This is a genomic window from Bacillus sp. FSL M7-1345, assembly GCF_038006985.1.
Lineage (GTDB): Bacteria > Bacillota > Bacilli > Bacillales > Bacillaceae_G > Bacillus_A > Bacillus_A cereus_U.
In genome coordinates this window covers 1,644,875-1,661,428 of the sequence record NZ_JBBOWG010000001.1, presented here as the reverse complement: position 1 = coordinate 1,661,428, position 16,554 = coordinate 1,644,875, and the positions used below count along the sequence as shown (strand labels likewise).

Genomic DNA, 16,554 nt, shown 5'->3' with positions numbered 1-16,554 from the left:
TCCTCATCACGACTTACTAAATTGGCAACAACATTGTTACTGAAAAACCACTTATTCCATCTACAATAATTTTCCCATTTACAGACGCTGTTCTCTCCTCCATCCCCATAATGCCGAGGCCTTTTTTAACAAGGGCTGCACCTTTTCCGTTATCCTTCACTTGTACTTTGATCATCTTATTAAGTACATGAATATCTATTGAAATGACTGTCGCATCAGCGTATTTCATCGTATTGGTTAACGCCTCCGTAACATTTTCACCGATAATCTTCCACTGAATTGGAGAAATCATATCTAAATTACCTTTATATACGAAAGGAATGTTCACATCATGCTTACCGGCAAATTCCTCTATGAATAATTTCATGCGGTGAATGCCAATTTGCTCTGTTGGTGGCTTCATATTTTTTAATGTAATCCGAATGCTTTCAATTCCATCTTTCGAAATATGAATTGCATTTTGTAATAACTCCGCAGATTTTACTTTATCTATTTCCATCAGTCTCTTCGCTGCTTCCATTTGAATAAGTGCACCCGTCATCGAGTGACCAATTTTATCATGAATTTCTTGTGATAACCGATTTCTCTCTTCTAACTTAAATGTGTACTCCGATTGCCTTATGTACTCTTTATTTTCATGTAAGCTTTTCGTAAGTCGTTGCATATCTTTTCGCATCTTATCATTTTGTGATTCAAGCTTTAATACACGAGCGATGTAGAGATTTGCCATAGTTAAAATGAGAAAAGAAAATGCAACAATTAATCCATATGTCATTTGAATACTTTCATTTGTAAAAGTAATAGGAAGCATCATAATGAAAAAGAGCTGCCATTTCCTCTCGATATAATTTGATGTAATTTCGTATAAGTTCAAAGGTAAAAACAAAATAAAAAATGGATGCACCTTCCATGTAAATAAAATTACTACACCAATTGACACGCAAATTAAAACCCTTTTATACGTATCGTTTTTTAATATAGAGATCATTACGTTTACAGAAAGATATATAAGTAGCGTAAATATAAACCATGGTAAGTTTGCAACATTTGAGTGAATGTAACTAAACACAATATATATAAATACAATTAATTTACTTATAGTTAACCAAAATTCCATAACATTAATCTACTTTCCCTGTTAAGTAATAAATCGCAATTTGCGTGCGATGTTCTAGTCCAGTTTTCCCTAAAACTGATGTAATATAATTTGCTATCGTTCCTTCAGATATGAAAAGTTGCTTCGAAATTTCTTTATTTGAGAACCCTTTCGCAATTAGTGCGATAATACTAAGCTCTCTTTCTGTAAAAAGACTCTTATCAATTTTAGATTCTTCCTCTTTACTTTCCATTAAATTAGACTTAATTTTATCAAGCACTACATCTTGCATGACAGTTTGGCCGTTATATACGCCTTTTATTGCATCACGAATACGCTCCGGATCATTATTTTTTAATAAATAACCTTTCGCTCCGTTTTTTACTGCGTCCAAAATATATTCATCATCATCAAATGTCGTTAAAATGAGAGGCTTCGTTTTTGTCTCTTCACAAATTAACTTCGTCGCCTCTACCCCGTTCATGTTTGGCATACGAACATCTAAAAGGGCAATATCAACTTCATGCTTTTTACAATACGCTACAGCCTCTTTTCCATCATTTACAGTATCTAACACTTCGAATTCTTCGTATGTATTTAAAATGATTTTCATGCCTTCTCTAATAAAAGAATTATCATCGGCTATTAATATTTTAATTTTCATGTTTGTTAGTATGGCCCTTCCCCTACTAACATTCACATCCTTTCTCTGTGTAGCATTTCCTTCTTGCTCATTATATACTTCTCTTTACCATTTTTTCACACCTTTTTCATATAGCCCCTTAACAAAAAATATATTATTCTTTTTTTATAACATGTGTAGGGTGACTTATCGTTTCTTACGTCTATATAATAGAATGCGTCAAAAAGGAGGGAGAAAGCGATTGAGGAAAAACAATTAATTGAAAAAGCACAGCAAGGAAGTGAGCATGCTTTTCGCATCCTTGTACAAACGTATCGTCATTATATTTTCCAAGTTATATTTTCTATTCTAAGACATGAAGAAGATGCTAAAGATGTTACACAAGAAGTATTCGTAAAAATTCACGCCTCTCTCCCTAATTATCAATTTCGCGGATTAAAAACGTGGATGGCACGTATTGCCACCAATCACGCTATTGATTATAAGAGGAAAAAAGCTAGAGAAAACGAAGAACTCTCCTTATGTAGAGAAACTGAAGAAAATATAAAATCCTCTCATAATATTGAGGCTTTATTATTGACGAAAGAGCAAAAATTACTCATTGCTCAAAAGCTAAGAGAACTACCCGAAAATTACCGTGACGTTGTTCTCGCACATTACTTAGAAGAAAAAAGTTATCAAGAAATTGCTTTGCAGGAAAACATCGAAGTGAAGACAGTCGAAATGAAACTGTATAGGGCAAGAAAATGGATTAAAAAACATTGGAAGGAGGAAGAGTTTTTATGATGCATTACTCAAAAGAAGATTGGTGTAATTATACATTAGACATTATATCAAACAATGAACGTGAATCTATGGAAGAACATCTCTATGAATGTGATCATTGTTTAGCACTTTATATGGAAAGTATTGACGAACAAAACGAAAACCTTCCAATGATAAATGATGATTCATTTACAAACGAAGTTATGGCGCAAATTAATTTTGAAACGTTACAGCTTAATGAAAATATGAAATCAAACCAGCTAAAGCGTACGATCATTCATTACATAATTGCGACTGCGGCTACAATCATTTTTATGGTAAGTGGTTTATTCCATTATATTTTCACAGCGACATCAAATTTCGAAAAATCGTCGAAACACAATGAGACTTCTATCTCACAACAACTTGTAAACAAAACAGTGCACACATCAAAATTGGACGGAGGTTTAAAGCATGAATAAAAATCCCTTTTTAGCACTTGTATTAGGGCTAATTCCTGGGCTTGGACATTTATATTTAAAGAGATTCGGACGGTTTATTTTATATAGCGGTGGATCTTTATTTCTATTTATCTTTGCAGCATTTTGTACAATAGCATTAGGAGAGCGCGATATTGCTTTTCTTTCTTTATTTTTACTAGCAATGTTATGGGTAATCAACTTAATTGATTTAATTTTCACTATTATAAATCAATCAAAAAAACAAGCAGCCGGACAATTTACAGAGTCCTCTAAAGATAGCGAACGATTTTATATCATTCTCTTATCCATCATTCCTGGACTTGGACATTTCCAATTAGGACTTATGCAGCGAGGCCTTACATTTTTAGTAGCTTGTACAGGGATAGGAAGCATGATTATATTCGTTGCACTCTTAACATCTCAAGGAAGTTTTCTTATATTTCTCGTTACGTTACCTGTTTTATGGATTTATAACTTCTTCGACGTTGTTCAACAACTACAGAAAAAAGAACGCGGCGAGCAATTAGTTGATCGTACTATTTTTGAAGAATTTGAAGAGCACCGTGAACAAGGAAAGAAAAGTAAAACATTCGCTTCTATTTTAGCAATGTTCCCTGGAGCAGGACATATGTATTTAGGCTTACAACGCCGTGGCCTTCAGCTTATGGCAGCCTTTTTACTATCTATTTATTTACTTGATTTATTAAGACTCTCTGCGTTTTTATTTTTAGTACCAATCATTTGGTTTTATAGCTTTTTTGACACATTACAGCAAACAGCAAAATACGGAAAAGAACGAGTTCATGACGAACCTATCATCGACTATTTTATAAATCATCAAAGATGGATCGGTATCGGATTAATTGCATTAGGTGGTTATTATTTATTAGATCAAACAGTCCTTCCTATTTTGAATGATTATTTTGTAACTATATTTAATATTCATCTTAGCGAACTATATTATCACTATTTCCAAACATCTATCGTTGCTCTCCTTTTAATTGGTGGCGGCTTTAAATTGTTACTTGGAAATAAAGAAAACAAAGGTGGTACAAACGAATGAGAACATGGCGCGTTGGAACATTCTCAATGGGGCTTTCCATTATTACATTAGGTTGTTTCTTACTATTTTCAGTCATTAAAGGCACTCAAGTATTGGATACATTAACAGCATGGTGGCCTGTTTTACTTATTATACTTGGCGCTGAAATTTTACTATACCTTCTATTTTCTAAGAAGGAACAATCATTTATTAAATATGATATTTTTAGTATTTTCTTTATCGGAGTTTTAGGAAGCGTTGGAATTGCTTTTTACTGTTTATTATCTACTGGATTACTAGACGAAGTTCGTCATTCTATTAATACAACTAGGCAAACGAGTAATATTCCAGACGGACAACTTGATATACCTGAATCTATCAAAAAAATCGTAGTGGATGCGGGGCATCACCCTCTAACAATAGAGGGAAATAATACAAATCAAATTCACCTTCTTGGAACATATGAAATGACGACGAAAGCAAATGAAAAACTCAATTTAAAACGAGAGGATTTCCTTTCAGTTCAAACAGCTGGAGAAACGATGTATATAACTTTAAAATCATTACCTGTTCAGCATACGTTATTTAACTCAGCACCACAGGTGAAACAAACACTCGTTCTTCCGCAAAATAAAAATGTAGAGATTCGCGCTTCAAATAACGAACTATCACTTTATCCAGGTCAATTACAAAATAATTGGTTTGTACAAGAAAGTTCAAATGTATCTGTTCATTTAGCAAAAGAAAGTGATGTATCTTTAATCGCCATAACAAACAAAAAAGAAACTCACGGAAACACACCTTGGGAACAAGTAGAAGATTTAACGAAAAAAGAAAATAATTCTTCAGAAGAAAATCCAGAATTAAATGCGCAAGAACATTGGTATAAAAACTCGATAAAAACAGGAAATGGAACGTACAAATTAAATATCGAGAAAGCTTATAATATAAATATGAGTATTATCGAAAAATAAAAAACCTTCCACAATTGTGGAAGGTTTTTCTCATATAATCGCTTTTATTCCTTCTAAAACTAATCCAATCATAAAACCACAAACAGCCCCGTTCACACGAATCCACTGTAAATCTTTACCGACATTATTTTCAATCATTTCGATTAATGTTTTATCATCTAACTTATCAAGGTTTTCTTGCACAAGCTTTCCAATTTTCGAATGATTTTTTTCAACAATAGTAACAACTTGTTTTTGTAACCACTCTTCTATTTTTTGAACTGTTCGTTCATCCTCTTTTACTTTATTCATTTGTGTTTGTAAGAATGGAACAACATATTTATCGGCAAATTCTTCATTTTTCACAAAAGTAACTGCCCTTTGTTGCACTTGCTCAAGCATCTCTTTTATTTTGTCAGTAGCATCCCAATTGGTAATCCATTTTGCTTTCCAATTCTCTAATTCCTGTAATAAAGATTCATTTTCTTTTACATTTATAATTTCTTGACGAATCTTCGCTAATATAAGTTGTCTTGTGCTATTATCAGCATCTTGCAAGCTGTTAATATTGCTAATAATAAACTTTTGCAAAATGCCTCCAATTTTATCTTCATCTACAATATTCATAAATGATTTCAAAGTAAACTGTAAAAACCCATCTACTTTTATGTTTTCCATCGCCTTCATACCTAAGCTTCCTAGCTGATAACGTGCTTCATCTTGAGCTGTCCAATCTTTCACCTTTACTAATATGTAATCAAGTGTTTTTTCATCATATTCTTGCACAACTAATTGATCAACAAGCACTTGTAATATGTTACTTGTATTAATTGTATGCAAATACGTTTTTAATTCTTTTTCAATAATAACAGCTAATTTTTCTGTATCTATTTGAAGAATCGCTTTCTCAGCAATTGTTACAATTCCTTTTTTCACAGCGTCAGACTGTAACTCTTTCTCAGCAATTTCCAGTACCATTTGTGCTAGCTGCATTTCTTTTACTTTACTTGTAATACTTTCTTTCGTCAGCCATTCATTTTCTAACGTAGAAACGAGCCCCTTTGTTACCCGCTTACGATTTTTAGGTAATAATGCTGTATGCGGAATTGGGATTCCCAACGGATGACGGAATAAAGCTGTAACCGCAAACCAATCCGCAAGTCCACCAACTAACCCCGCTTCAAATCCCCCTTGAATAATCTCCCCAGCTACCGTTCCTTGAAAAGGGATCGAAGCCGCAAAACCTACGCCCATAACCCCAAGCGAAATACCCGCTATATATTTTGTCTGTAATGACATCGTATACACACATCCTCTTATTATGTAAAATAACGCTTTTTTATTATATTTAATCGATATGAATAATCCTTTATAACTATACTATAAAGAACTAATGTGAAAATAACAAAGATTTTTATGTACATGAAAAAATGAGGCTTTAAATCGCCTCATTCTTCCTTACTCTGCTTTCGTTAATTCCGAACCTTTTTTATAATAACCACTCATCACGTCTTCTGGAACCATACTACCGCCAGTTCCCCACACAATATGAGTACCATTCTTCACCTTTTCTGTTAACCTATATTTTTGTAAATACTCATTTTCAGCTTTACATACATTCAATGGCCCTACCATACCTGCTAACGCAGAAGGCTCTAAATAAACATTTTCAGTATCAGCCAGTTCTTTTAATAATCTATATAGCTCTTCATCACTTACTGTGTAATTTCCACTCAAAAATGGTTCCATCGTTTTACCGACAAATCCAGAGGGTCTTCCTACCGCAAGTCCATCCGCATCTGTTACATTATCAATCCCGATATCTTGAACGGCAATTTTATCATGAAGTCCAGTCATTAAGCCGAGTAGCATACACGGAGAGTGCGTAGGCTCAGCAAAGAAACAATGCACATTGTCTTTATACAATAACTTTAAGCCGAATGCTACTCCGCCAGGCCCACCACCGACTCCGCACGGAAGATAAACGAATAAAGGGTGTTCTTCATCTACTGCAATCTCTAACTCTTCTAATTGTTTTTGTAAACGTGACGCTGCTACTGCGTATCCTAAAAATAAATCATGTGAGTTTTCATCATCAACAAAATAGCAGCTAGGATCTGCATCTGCTTGCAGTCTTCCTTCTTCTACTGCTTTACTATAATCCGCTTCATATTCAATAACATTTACACCTTTACTTCTTAATAAATCTTTTTTCCATTGTTTCGCATCTGCTGACATATGAACAGTTACATTAAATCCTAGTTTTGCACTCATAATCCCAATGCTCAGTCCTAAGTTTCCTGTCGAACCTACTGCAATTGAATACTTCGCGAAAAAACCTCTAAATCTATCACTATCTAAAATTGAATAATCATCTTTTTCTGTTAACATTCCATGCTGCCATGCTAATTGCTCTGCATGTTTCAACACTTCGTATATTCCGCCTCTTGCCTTTATTGATCCTGATATCGGAAGATGACTATCACACTTTAATAATAATTCTCCCCATATAGGTTGCTCGTAATTTTTCTCTAAAGATTGTTTCATAGAAGGTATTTTTACTAAAGGAGATTCTATAATTCCGCTCGTTTCTTTCGTTTCAGGAAAAACTTTCGCAATATATGGTGCGAAGCGCTTTAATCTCTCTTCCGCATCTTTTACATTTTCTTCATTAAGCGGCGAACCTTTTATTGCCGTTTCATACTTTTCTGTATTCGGATTCATCCAAAATACTTCTTCCGTTGCAATAAGGTTGTTTAATAGTGGGTATCGCTCTTTTAATGCCTCTATCCCATTCATTTCTCTTCCTCCTCATATTCTTGTAGCTAGCCATATAATAAATTATAATTAAATTAATTTTAATATAGTTTAACATAAAATTCAGTTTCAGTTAATTTTAATTTAATTTACTTAAATATAATTTAATAATTATTAAGGAGCATTTATTATGGAAAATATAGATATCGGTAAAAAAATTGAAAAACAAAGAAAAGAAAAAGGATTAACTAGTAAAGAACTAGCAAAGATGGCCGAAATCACACCATCAATGCTTAGTCAAATTGAACATGGTTCTGCTAACCCTTCCATTCAAACATTAAAGGTACTCGCAAAAGCTCTTGATGTTCCAACATTTAGTTTTTTACTTGAAGAAACTAATACAGACGATTTAATCGTACGTTCTAATAAAAGAAAAAAAATGATTATCGATAATTTATCATATGAATTGTTATCACCTGATTTCACAGGAAATTTAGCAACAGCAATTATGACTGTTCCTCCAAATACTGCTTCATCAGAAAATGTTCTAGAACATAAAGGAGAAGAACTAGCATTTGTATTAGACGGAAAAATCACATTGCACTTAAATGAAGAAGAATACACATTAGAAACTGGTGATAGCGTAAAAATACCAGCTTATTTAAAACATAAATGGGTAAATCAATTCGAGAAAAATGCGATTGTTTTATTTTCTGTTACTCCGCCGATTTTTTAATTCATGTGATGATACAAAAATAGCCATGCATGGAGGATGCTCTCCGTACATGGCTATTTTTATTTTTTTGGTACTAACAAAATCCCTAAACTAATAACACAAAAACTGAGTATTTGCTGTATTGAAAGACCAAATAGAACTGAATTTTGTTCATTAATAAGTGAAATAATGATATGAGCAATTCCCTCGAAAATTAAAAAAAAGCTTATATTCTTTCCATTTCCTACTCTTTCATTTTTAATCCATAACGAACCAATTATACCCAGTGCGAGTATAATCTCATACATGAAAATAGGATGATACAAAAATTTTGATTCATATATTTTCATCCCCCATGGGAGTGTCGTTTGTATACCTACTTCTTGATGGAATAGAAAATAAAAGATAATACCCACACACAATCCAAAAGGTAATGTATCAAGTAAAATCCGAAGAGAAAATTGCTCCTTTTTACTTTTCAAAACAATGTATATACTAGCAATTACACAACCTACTATAATATGCCGAATACTTCCTACAGCTAATAATGCTTGCAATGGCGATCCAAAAGCCCATACTGGATTTAAAATTGCCGGTGCAAATTTCCATACAAATACAATGATAAGAAAACCATTCGTTACTGCACCCATCATTTTTTCATATGGTACATTTTGATACTTCATTTTGAGTTTCATCAAAATAAACCCAAATAGACTTCCTATTATAAGCGATACTGGTTGTAACCTCACCATCCACTCCATACTATGAAATCCCCTTTTAATTCTCAATTATTTTCTTAAACTTCTCTTCTAATTGATCTGGAGGTAATACCCCTCGTGCTTGATCTACTATAATACCATCTTTATTAACAAAAAATGTCGTTGGTAAAGAGAATACTTTATAATCTAATCCAGCTACTCCGTCCATATCTAATAGAACTGGAAATTTAAATCCGTGGCGATCTGCGAATGCGCTCGCTTCTTGTACTGGATCCCCGATTGTTGCATTTACCGCAAAGATTTCAACATCCTTTTTATACTTATCATACAAACGAACTAAGTCAGGAGCCTCCATTTCACATGGGCCACACCACGATGCCCAAAAATTAATAACATATGGTTTTCCCTTTGCATCATTTAACGAATACAGCTTCCCGTCCAATCCTTTTAATGTTATGTTTGGTGCTTTAAATCCCACTTGTGGCAATACTTCTTTTTCTTGTAACTCCGCTTGTTTCGCTTTTCTCTCTTTTTCTTCTTTCTTTGTATTATAAAAATTAACCCCTGCCCAAATTAGTGCCCCGGCCAGTATAATAGCAATTAGTTTCTTCACTTTTCTTCCTCCTCATTTCTAAAATCCTGTAAATCCACCAAATATACGAATAAAGAATGCTGTAATTTTCGTCATTTGATTTGTATATAATAAAACCCCTGTTAGTATCATCATTCCACCGCCAATTTTCATCATGACATTGGCATATGTAACAATCCATTTTACCTTTCCGATAAAAAATGCCATCACGAAAAACGGAACTGCAAATCCAAGGGTGTACGCTGTAATATACAGAAGCGCACTTTCAGGATTGGTCGCACCGAGCATAAGTACCGCAGAAAATATCGGTCCAACACACGGTGTCCATCCTGCTGCATATGTCATGCCGACCAAAACTGAGCGAATATATCCTGTCGATTTACTTCTATATTGTACTTTTTTCTCTGCCATAAGCCACTTAGGCTGAATCACTCCAGTCATAAATAGCCCCATCAAAATAATAAATATCCCACCAATTTGCTGAATTAGCCTTTGATTAGATGAAAAAGTGATCCCAATCCAGCTTACTGATAAACCTAACGCATAAAAAATAACCGAGAAACCGATCATAAAAAATACTGTATGTATAATCGCTGACTTTTGCATAATTCCACGATTTTCTTTTAAATCTTGAATAGAAACGCCTGTAATATATGATAAATAAGATGGATATAGCGGTAAAGAACATGGTGATATAAAAGAAAGTATCCCCGCCCCTACTACTAGCCAAATTGTTAAATCCGCCGCATTCATTTTATTCCTCCTAAACACACTACAAATCGTAGTGTTAACTATTAAAAAAAAAGAGGCTATATGCACTCTCCAACAATAAGTACAATCGACATACAAAATAGCCCTAACGTTACATATACTGAATTCGTATGTAATGGTATATTCAACTTAATAACTTTCTCATTCAACACTTGCTCAATTCGTAAATTAATTGCAGTTTTCGCAAACGAAGCTGTAATACATTGATTTTCCATCGTCTTTATTTTAATTAACTTTAATAATGCACTACCTAGCTCAAATGAAGATTTCATTTTTTGCATCGCATATTTATCAGCTGATAGCTCCTGATACACATGATAACGCTGCAGCATTCCTTTTAATATAGGAATATACATCATTCCTTCAGCTAACAATGTAAAGAAAAATAACTTTAATGGATCTCGATTTTTTTGATGATATTCCTCATGTAATACAATCGCATCAATTTCTTCCTCTGAAAACGCCTGAAACATTCCTTCTGAAATGACAATTTTCGGTCGAAATAATCCAATTGTAAATGCCGTAATCTGTAACGTTGATAATACGTACACTTGCTTTCCTTTTCTAGTAATAGACACGAGATTTCTTTTCAATTTTTTACTATAAAAAAACTGCTTCCAAATTCTTTTACTTATAATGATTACAGTAAATAACAGTAATCCGGCTATCATAATGCGGAGTGTTGACAGTTCTCTCATATGTTGTTGCAATTCAAATAAACAAAATTGGGAAAGAAAAAGTGCTTTATTTTGAAAAAGAAATGGGTATGTGACGTAGTATACTAACATACTTAAAAAAAGAACACTAATAGTCACTGCTAACAAAACGATTTTACGCATTTGCCACTTCATTTTATCTGTCCTCTTTTTTTAGCTGACTTAATTTCTCTTCTAATTTTTTTATTAAAGATGGATCAGCTTGTTCTAATTCATCTATCATATGGTTCACAACAAGATCTCCAAATTCACCCATTAATTCCTTTGTCATTTTCTTCGTTTGATTAGATAAAAATGCTTCTTTCGTTTGTGTAGTACGATACATACCACTTCTTTTCACGATATGCTTTTCTAAATGTGCTTTCTCTACTAATCTGTTCATAACTGTCATTACAGTATTAAAATTCACCGGGGATTCTTCACTTAATTTCTGTTGCACATCTTTAATGGTAATACCCTCAGTAGCCCAAACAATTTCCATTATTTTTGCTTCAAGCGGTCCGAAAAAGTGATTTAACCCTTGCTCATTTAACTTGTAGTTTTGAGTAAACATCGTATGGCCCCTTTCACACTACAGATTGTAGTATAAAATATATAGAAGGTCAAACATGAATGATATTAACTGATACTTAAATGGATCCTAATCTCCACTAATTAGTTATCTGTACCGCGTTCAATTCATTGTAAACCTAACTTCTCTCCAAATGTATCATAGAGATAATATTCTAATATTTGCGCACTAAATTTCTCATTACGCCCGAGTGCAAATAATTCCCGATCTTTTGCTACGATAGTATCTAATAGAATTACCACATTATCCACTATTTTTGTAATTTCAATTATATTACTTTCTACGTTTACTTCTGTTTTAAATTCAATATTTTCTAATACTATATGTGAACGTCTTCCTGATGCAAAAAAAGTAAAGTTAGGATTTTTAAAAATGCCAATTTCACTCTCTAACGGATATAAATATTTAAAAATTATATCTCTGTGTCCATCTTTTATTATTTTTTCATCTTTTTCATCATCTAAATATTCTTTCACCTTCGCTGCAAACTCAAATCGAAAATCCACTCTTTCACGCTCCCTCTTTTCATTCTACGCTAATAAATATATTAATATAATTTTACCATATTATGAAGTAATTTCCTATAAAAAGTAAAAACCACTTTTGTAAAACCTCTTATTCCCCGTACTTTTTAAATATAAACACTCTTTCAATATTAATTAGTACGTCGTTATATTCATTTAAACATATTGTTTCCATACTTTGAAACAATATTATCCAGTATTATATATCAATAAAGTGAAACTTTAATCAGTGGGGGGTTTGTTCATCCCCCACTGATTATTAGCCAACACCAATCGGGCGTTTACGGGCAGCCCGATTCCCACCTAACTTCTTTGCTCCAGCCGAATTTTGAGGCAGGAGTCTTACTGCCCACAACTAGCGGGATAAACTGCTTCTAATTCCTTTCTATCCACAGCTATCGACTCCTTATGCTATTTCAATATATTGTTCACTTTATTTACCCTTATTCATTAAATCACAGAAGGAATGTAACTCCCCGCTATCGAATTTTTACATAACAAATATTATTAGGTGGTGCTTTACTATGAAATTAGCTGTCATTGGTGGCGGTGATTTACAAGATCCAAATCACTTGCATATTAATGAACGACTTATAGAATTAACAAATAAACAATACCCAAAAGTATTATTCATTCCAACAGCTAGTCGTGATGATGAAGGATATATAAAGTTATTTTTAGAAACGTTTGAAAAGCGATTACATTGTGAGGTTCAAATTTTACGCTTTATAACCGAAACACCTACTAAATATGAAATAGATGAGATGATTCATTCTGCCGATTTAATTTATCTTGGCGGTGGGAATTACGTTCATATGCTTGAACAATGGAAAGAACATAAACTAGATGAAAAGTTACTATTTGCTTTAAAACGTGGAACACTTATTGCAGGATATAGTGCCGGTGCGATGTGCTGGTTCACATCTAGCATTCGTTCAGATTATGAAGGTTCTGGTTATATAGAAAGCAGTGGCTGGAGTATTGTTAACAAAAGATTTTGCCCCCATTACAATCAATTAAATAGAATGAATGCCTTCCACACGTTTTTACAAACTCACCAAGGTAATATAGAAGGCATTGCATTAGAAGATAATTGCGCTTTATATATTACAGAAGGTTCATTTGAAATTATCGGTGAGCCAGATACAGCTTGGGAGTTTTATATGGATAATGGAAAACTCATTAGACAACATTTTGACATAACTTTAAAAAGTTATTTATAAGCATTCATCAAAAAAAATGTCCCTAAGTATAATGGCTTAGGGACATTTTCATCTTTTAACTCACTAATCGTGTAATTCGTTTCTTCTGCCATGAAAGCTTATAATATGCATACTGTAATATTAAGCTGACGATGAATGCCGCTGGATATCCAATCCAAATTCCTTCTATACCAAGACTCGTATGGTAAGAAAGATAATACGCTACAGGTACTTCAACAAGCCAGATTGATACAACACCAATCACAGTTGGCCAAAGTACTGTACCACTTGCTCGCATTGTCGCACTAATAATTTGTGCATGACCGAAAATTAAGTAACTCCATAATGTAATCATAACTAAACTATGAGCAATTTCAATTGTAGTTTGACTTGTCAAAAATAGTGCTAAAATATCTCTTGAGAATAAATAAATAAGCGATATTAATACACCACCAATGATATAATTCATAATAATTCCGGCCTTAACAACTTTCTGTAATCGATCAAATTGGTTTGCACCAATTGATTGCGCTGCAAAAATTGATACGGTAATGCCGAGGCTAACTGCTGGCATTTGTACATAACTTGCAACTTGGTTCACAACACCATACGCCGCTGTTGCATCTGATCCATAGCGATTCACAAATGCGATTACCGCAATTTCTGATAATGAAACTAATATCATATTAATACTCGCTGGAATACCAAGTCGTAATAATAACTTTAATAACTCCCAGTCCATACGAAGATATTTTCTTACTGTAGCGTCTAATTGCAGTGGATGATTTTTCTTCTTTAAATACACTAGCATGACAATAAACGTAATAACTGTAGATATAACTGAAGCATAGGCTGCTCCGTAAACATCTAATTTCGGAGCTCCTAACCAGCCAAAAATAAGAATTGGTAATAAGATCATATTTAGCGCTGTACTTACGATTAAAAAGTAAAATGGCGTTTTAGAATCTCCTGTACCTCTCATAAATGTTGTGTATGCAAAATATAAAAATAATACTGGCATAGATATAAATAAAATTCTTGCGTAATGCACACTTATTTCAATAATATTTTCTGGTGTTCCCATAAGGCGCATAATATCCATCGCAAAAATACTACCTATTATCGCCAACACGACTCCGATAATAAAAGTAAACGTAAGCGTCGTACCAACGATAGCTTTTAAGCGCTCTTCATTTTTAGCACCAAATGCCTGACCAATTAAAATTGAACTACCAGAACCAATTCCAATTACAAATGAAACGAGCAGGAAAAATAACGGGAAGAACGCCGATATAGCTGCTAGATCATTTACGCCAAGCCATCTTCCTACTACTACCATTCCAAATAACTGTCCAACTGACTGTAATACATTACTTAAAAGTAACGGTACTAAAAACATGGACATCGATTTCCATATCGGCTTATGTTCCGTTTCTGACTTCTGTGACTCTACACCTTCTTTATTGTTATCTGTAGGTGGTTTCAAATTTCATTTCTCCTTTTATTTAAAATCCGTGCTCAAATAGTGGTAATTGTGCCAACCATTTCTATACTGTTTGCTCGTTAAAGTAAATGCTTCTTCCACTCACTATTTTCAAATTCATCATAGAAATTTAACATATTTTTGGTATCTGTAATCCTCTATCTCTTTGTATAGTTGTTTTTATTATGTGCATCTATTCATTTTCTTCTCTTCATTCTTATAACTTCACCCAATATTGGCTTCCATCAGCTGTTCTATCTAAAAAACCATATTCGATTAAATATCTTCTCAAAGTGACAAAATCCGGATATATATTTTCTAAAACTGTATTTACTTCTTTTTCAGTATACTTTTTATTACTATCGAATTTCTTCACTAAATGACGTAATATAATTAATTTACGCTTTTGCTTTTTCGGAAATTTAGAAAGCGGTCCATCCAAACCTTCTGTAAAATGCGTTGTTAAAACTTCAGCATTTTCTTCCTCTGTAATATTGTATCGATCATCCACCATCGTAGCTGTTCTATGAATCGGTACAAATTTAGTTTGAACTTTTGATTTTTCTTCTGACAATTCCATTAACGCTAAAAATACTTTCGCTTGCTTCATTTTCTCTCGCAATGTAAATCGATGATTGCGAATCGTCGACGTGCTCCCGCCGTCCATTTCTTTTACAATCTCTTTATCGTTAAGTCCCATATGGAAAAACTGAACCATTTTCTTTTGCAAATCAGTTAAACCTGTAAACTTCTTATCAAGATTTAATAAATATTCAAACATAGACGTATGCTCATTTTGAATATGCAACTGTACAAACTTCTCTGCTTCATACAAAACTTGATTTTCTTGATAAATAACCCCTTTAATAAACGTTTCTCCACAAGCTAAACAAATATACTCCTCTGCTACCTCGTCAAATACATACCCTTTCTTCAATTCCTCTACCGACGCATCCCAAAACTTCTCTGATATATCACTCATACTAAACACTCCTTCAAAATGTTTATTTAAAAAACAAACAAATTACAATAACGTTTATTATCACTTCATCATCTTAACATATAAAAAGTAAACGTTTCAATGTTTCGTTTACCTATTTTACAAACTTTTATAAAAATGTTTATCTAACTATGATAAATAGGACTTATCACACCGAAAAACGAATGTATTTTAACAAACTAATTATTATGGGATGTGAAACAAAACATGACTACTATTCAAGACCCTTCCAGCATTCAATTTTAACTACCAAAAAGGTGTTTCCATATATGGAAACACCTTTTACCTTTTATATATTTTATAAACAACCTCTACTAAAACTTTACTTGCTTGTACAAATACATGTTTTCGATTTCCATCCTCAACGAATCTATTTGAACAACCACTAATCATCATCATACAACAAATTATGACTATTACTTTAATGCTTTTTCTGCAAATCATTTTATGCAACTCCACTTTTGTAAAACTTCATTTAAATTTACCCCATCAAAAAAAGTTTACACGAATAATGAAACGTAAAAATATGTAATGTTGCATATTT

19 protein-coding genes are annotated in these 16,554 nt (G+C 33.1%); 6 read left to right on the top strand and 13 right to left on the bottom strand.

Annotated elements, in window-relative coordinates:
* Positions 1–16: 16 nt before the first annotated feature.
* The gene (locus MHB76_RS08685) at positions 17–1,117 is read right to left on the bottom strand and encodes a sensor histidine kinase (protein WP_078173105.1); all 1,101 of its coding nucleotides are present in this window, start codon (positions 1,115–1,117) and stop codon (positions 17–19) included.
* Positions 1,118–1,121: 4 nt separating this feature from the next.
* Positions 1,122–1,760, bottom strand: coding sequence for a response regulator transcription factor (locus MHB76_RS08680; RefSeq protein ID WP_002064723.1), 639 nt, complete (start codon positions 1,758–1,760; stop codon positions 1,122–1,124).
* Positions 1,761–1,979: 219 nt separating this feature from the next.
* On the opposite strand from MHB76_RS08680, the gene MHB76_RS08675 reads away from it, so the two are divergent.
* Genes MHB76_RS08675 through exsE form a run of 4 tightly spaced genes read left to right on the top strand, consistent with a single transcriptional unit; the run spans position 1,980 to position 4,981 of the window.
* The gene (locus MHB76_RS08675) at positions 1,980–2,525 is read left to right on the top strand and encodes an RNA polymerase sigma factor (RefSeq protein WP_340988145.1); all 546 of its coding nucleotides are present in this window, start codon (positions 1,980–1,982) and stop codon (positions 2,523–2,525) included.
* Complete coding sequence (locus MHB76_RS08670; protein ID WP_340986222.1) at positions 2,522–2,965, top strand: hypothetical protein; 444 nt, start codon at positions 2,522–2,524, stop codon at positions 2,963–2,965. The genes MHB76_RS08675 and MHB76_RS08670 overlap by 4 nt, the downstream gene beginning before the upstream one ends.
* Positions 2,958–4,028, top strand: a complete 1,071-nt coding sequence (locus MHB76_RS08665) for a hypothetical protein (RefSeq protein ID WP_078173101.1) — start codon at positions 2,958–2,960, stop codon at positions 4,026–4,028. Before MHB76_RS08670 ends, MHB76_RS08665 begins: the two co-directional genes overlap by 8 nt.
* Entirely contained in the window at positions 4,025–4,981 is a 957-nt protein-coding gene (gene exsE / locus MHB76_RS08660) for an exosporium protein ExsE (protein ID WP_078173100.1), read from the top strand. Before MHB76_RS08665 ends, exsE begins: the two co-directional genes overlap by 4 nt.
* A gap of 30 nt (positions 4,982–5,011) precedes the next feature.
* Here exsE and MHB76_RS08655 read toward each other — a convergent pair whose 3' ends face one another.
* The gene (locus MHB76_RS08655; protein ID WP_078173099.1) at positions 5,012–6,259 is read right to left on the bottom strand and encodes a DUF445 domain-containing protein; all 1,248 of its coding nucleotides are present in this window, start codon (positions 6,257–6,259) and stop codon (positions 5,012–5,014) included.
* 159 nt (positions 6,260–6,418) lie between these two features.
* Positions 6,419–7,759: a D-serine ammonia-lyase gene (locus MHB76_RS08650; protein WP_078173098.1), complete on the bottom strand. Its 1,341-nt coding sequence runs from the start codon at positions 7,757–7,759 to the stop codon at positions 6,419–6,421.
* A 148-nt stretch (positions 7,760–7,907) separates the two neighbouring features.
* Between MHB76_RS08650 and MHB76_RS08645 the strand changes: the two genes are divergently transcribed.
* The gene (locus MHB76_RS08645) at positions 7,908–8,453 is read left to right on the top strand and encodes a helix-turn-helix domain-containing protein (protein WP_078173097.1); all 546 of its coding nucleotides are present in this window, start codon (positions 7,908–7,910) and stop codon (positions 8,451–8,453) included.
* Positions 8,454–8,512: 59 nt separating this feature from the next.
* Here MHB76_RS08645 and MHB76_RS08640 read toward each other — a convergent pair whose 3' ends face one another.
* The 6 genes from MHB76_RS08640 to MHB76_RS08615 all read right to left on the bottom strand — a co-directional run bounded on the left by MHB76_RS08640 (position 8,513) and on the right by MHB76_RS08615 (position 12,307).
* Complete coding sequence (locus MHB76_RS08640) at positions 8,513–9,193, bottom strand: prolipoprotein diacylglyceryl transferase family protein (protein ID WP_078173096.1); 681 nt, start codon at positions 9,191–9,193, stop codon at positions 8,513–8,515.
* 16 nt (positions 9,194–9,209) lie between these two features.
* The gene (locus MHB76_RS08635; RefSeq protein ID WP_002200976.1) at positions 9,210–9,764 is read right to left on the bottom strand and encodes a TlpA family protein disulfide reductase; all 555 of its coding nucleotides are present in this window, start codon (positions 9,762–9,764) and stop codon (positions 9,210–9,212) included.
* A gap of 18 nt (positions 9,765–9,782) precedes the next feature.
* Entirely contained in the window at positions 9,783–10,496 is a 714-nt protein-coding gene (ccdA, locus tag MHB76_RS08630; protein WP_002202478.1) for a cytochrome c-type biogenesis protein CcdA, read from the bottom strand.
* Positions 10,497–10,552: 56 nt separating this feature from the next.
* Positions 10,553–11,365 (bottom strand): M56 family metallopeptidase, encoded by an 813-nt coding sequence (locus MHB76_RS08625; protein WP_078173095.1) that lies wholly within the window; start codon positions 11,363–11,365, stop codon positions 10,553–10,555.
* A gap of 1 nt (position 11,366) precedes the next feature.
* A complete protein-coding gene (locus MHB76_RS08620) occupies positions 11,367–11,783 on the bottom strand; it encodes a BlaI/MecI/CopY family transcriptional regulator (protein ID WP_078173094.1) in 417 nt (138 codons plus the stop codon).
* Between the two features lie 125 nt (positions 11,784–11,908).
* Positions 11,909–12,307, bottom strand: coding sequence for a DUF3942 family protein (locus MHB76_RS08615; RefSeq protein ID WP_078173093.1), 399 nt, complete (start codon positions 12,305–12,307; stop codon positions 11,909–11,911).
* Between the two features lie 542 nt (positions 12,308–12,849).
* Here MHB76_RS08615 and MHB76_RS08610 point away from each other — a divergent pair.
* The gene (locus MHB76_RS08610) at positions 12,850–13,548 is read left to right on the top strand and encodes a peptidase E (protein ID WP_078173092.1); all 699 of its coding nucleotides are present in this window, start codon (positions 12,850–12,852) and stop codon (positions 13,546–13,548) included.
* Between the two features lie 55 nt (positions 13,549–13,603).
* Here the strand turns inward: MHB76_RS08610 and MHB76_RS08605 are convergent, their stop codons facing one another.
* From MHB76_RS08605 to MHB76_RS08595, 3 genes are all read right to left on the bottom strand, one after another.
* Positions 13,604–15,013: an MATE family efflux transporter gene (locus tag MHB76_RS08605; protein ID WP_078173091.1), complete on the bottom strand. Its 1,410-nt coding sequence runs from the start codon at positions 15,011–15,013 to the stop codon at positions 13,604–13,606.
* A 214-nt stretch (positions 15,014–15,227) separates the two neighbouring features.
* Positions 15,228–15,992 (bottom strand): DUF2087 domain-containing protein, encoded by a 765-nt coding sequence (locus MHB76_RS08600; protein WP_002158430.1) that lies wholly within the window; start codon positions 15,990–15,992, stop codon positions 15,228–15,230.
* Between the two features lie 300 nt (positions 15,993–16,292).
* A complete protein-coding gene (locus MHB76_RS08595; protein ID WP_002158431.1) occupies positions 16,293–16,454 on the bottom strand; it encodes a hypothetical protein in 162 nt (53 codons plus the stop codon).
* Positions 16,455–16,554: the final 100 nt, after the last annotated feature.

Coding starts and splice junctions, on each gene's coding strand:
- MHB76_RS08610 (WP_078173092.1), top strand. CDS start 12,850: ATGAAATTAGCTGTCATTGGTGGCGGTGATTTACAAGATCCAAATCAC.
- MHB76_RS08640 (WP_078173096.1), bottom strand. CDS start 9,193: ATGGAGTGGATGGTGAGGTTACAACCAGTATCGCTTATAATAGGAAGT.
- MHB76_RS08595 (WP_002158431.1), bottom strand. CDS start 16,454: ATGATTTGCAGAAAAAGCATTAAAGTAATAGTCATAATTTGTTGTATG.
- MHB76_RS08685 (WP_078173105.1), bottom strand. CDS start 1,117: ATGGAATTTTGGTTAACTATAAGTAAATTAATTGTATTTATATATATT.
- exsE (WP_078173100.1), top strand. CDS start 4,025: ATGAGAACATGGCGCGTTGGAACATTCTCAATGGGGCTTTCCATTATT.
- MHB76_RS08670 (WP_340986222.1), top strand. CDS start 2,522: ATGATGCATTACTCAAAAGAAGATTGGTGTAATTATACATTAGACATT.
- MHB76_RS08645 (WP_078173097.1), top strand. CDS start 7,908: ATGGAAAATATAGATATCGGTAAAAAAATTGAAAAACAAAGAAAAGAA.
- MHB76_RS08665 (WP_078173101.1), top strand. CDS start 2,958: ATGAATAAAAATCCCTTTTTAGCACTTGTATTAGGGCTAATTCCTGGG.
- MHB76_RS08600 (WP_002158430.1), bottom strand. CDS start 15,992: ATGAGTGATATATCAGAGAAGTTTTGGGATGCGTCGGTAGAGGAATTG.
- MHB76_RS08625 (WP_078173095.1), bottom strand. CDS start 11,365: ATGAAGTGGCAAATGCGTAAAATCGTTTTGTTAGCAGTGACTATTAGT.
- MHB76_RS08650 (WP_078173098.1), bottom strand. CDS start 7,759: ATGAATGGGATAGAGGCATTAAAAGAGCGATACCCACTATTAAACAAC.
- MHB76_RS08680 (WP_002064723.1), bottom strand. CDS start 1,760: ATGAAAATTAAAATATTAATAGCCGATGATAATTCTTTTATTAGAGAA.
- MHB76_RS08620 (WP_078173094.1), bottom strand. CDS start 11,783: ATGTTTACTCAAAACTACAAGTTAAATGAGCAAGGGTTAAATCACTTT.
- ccdA (WP_002202478.1), bottom strand. CDS start 10,496: ATGAATGCGGCGGATTTAACAATTTGGCTAGTAGTAGGGGCGGGGATA.
- MHB76_RS08655 (WP_078173099.1), bottom strand. CDS start 6,259: ATGTCATTACAGACAAAATATATAGCGGGTATTTCGCTTGGGGTTATG.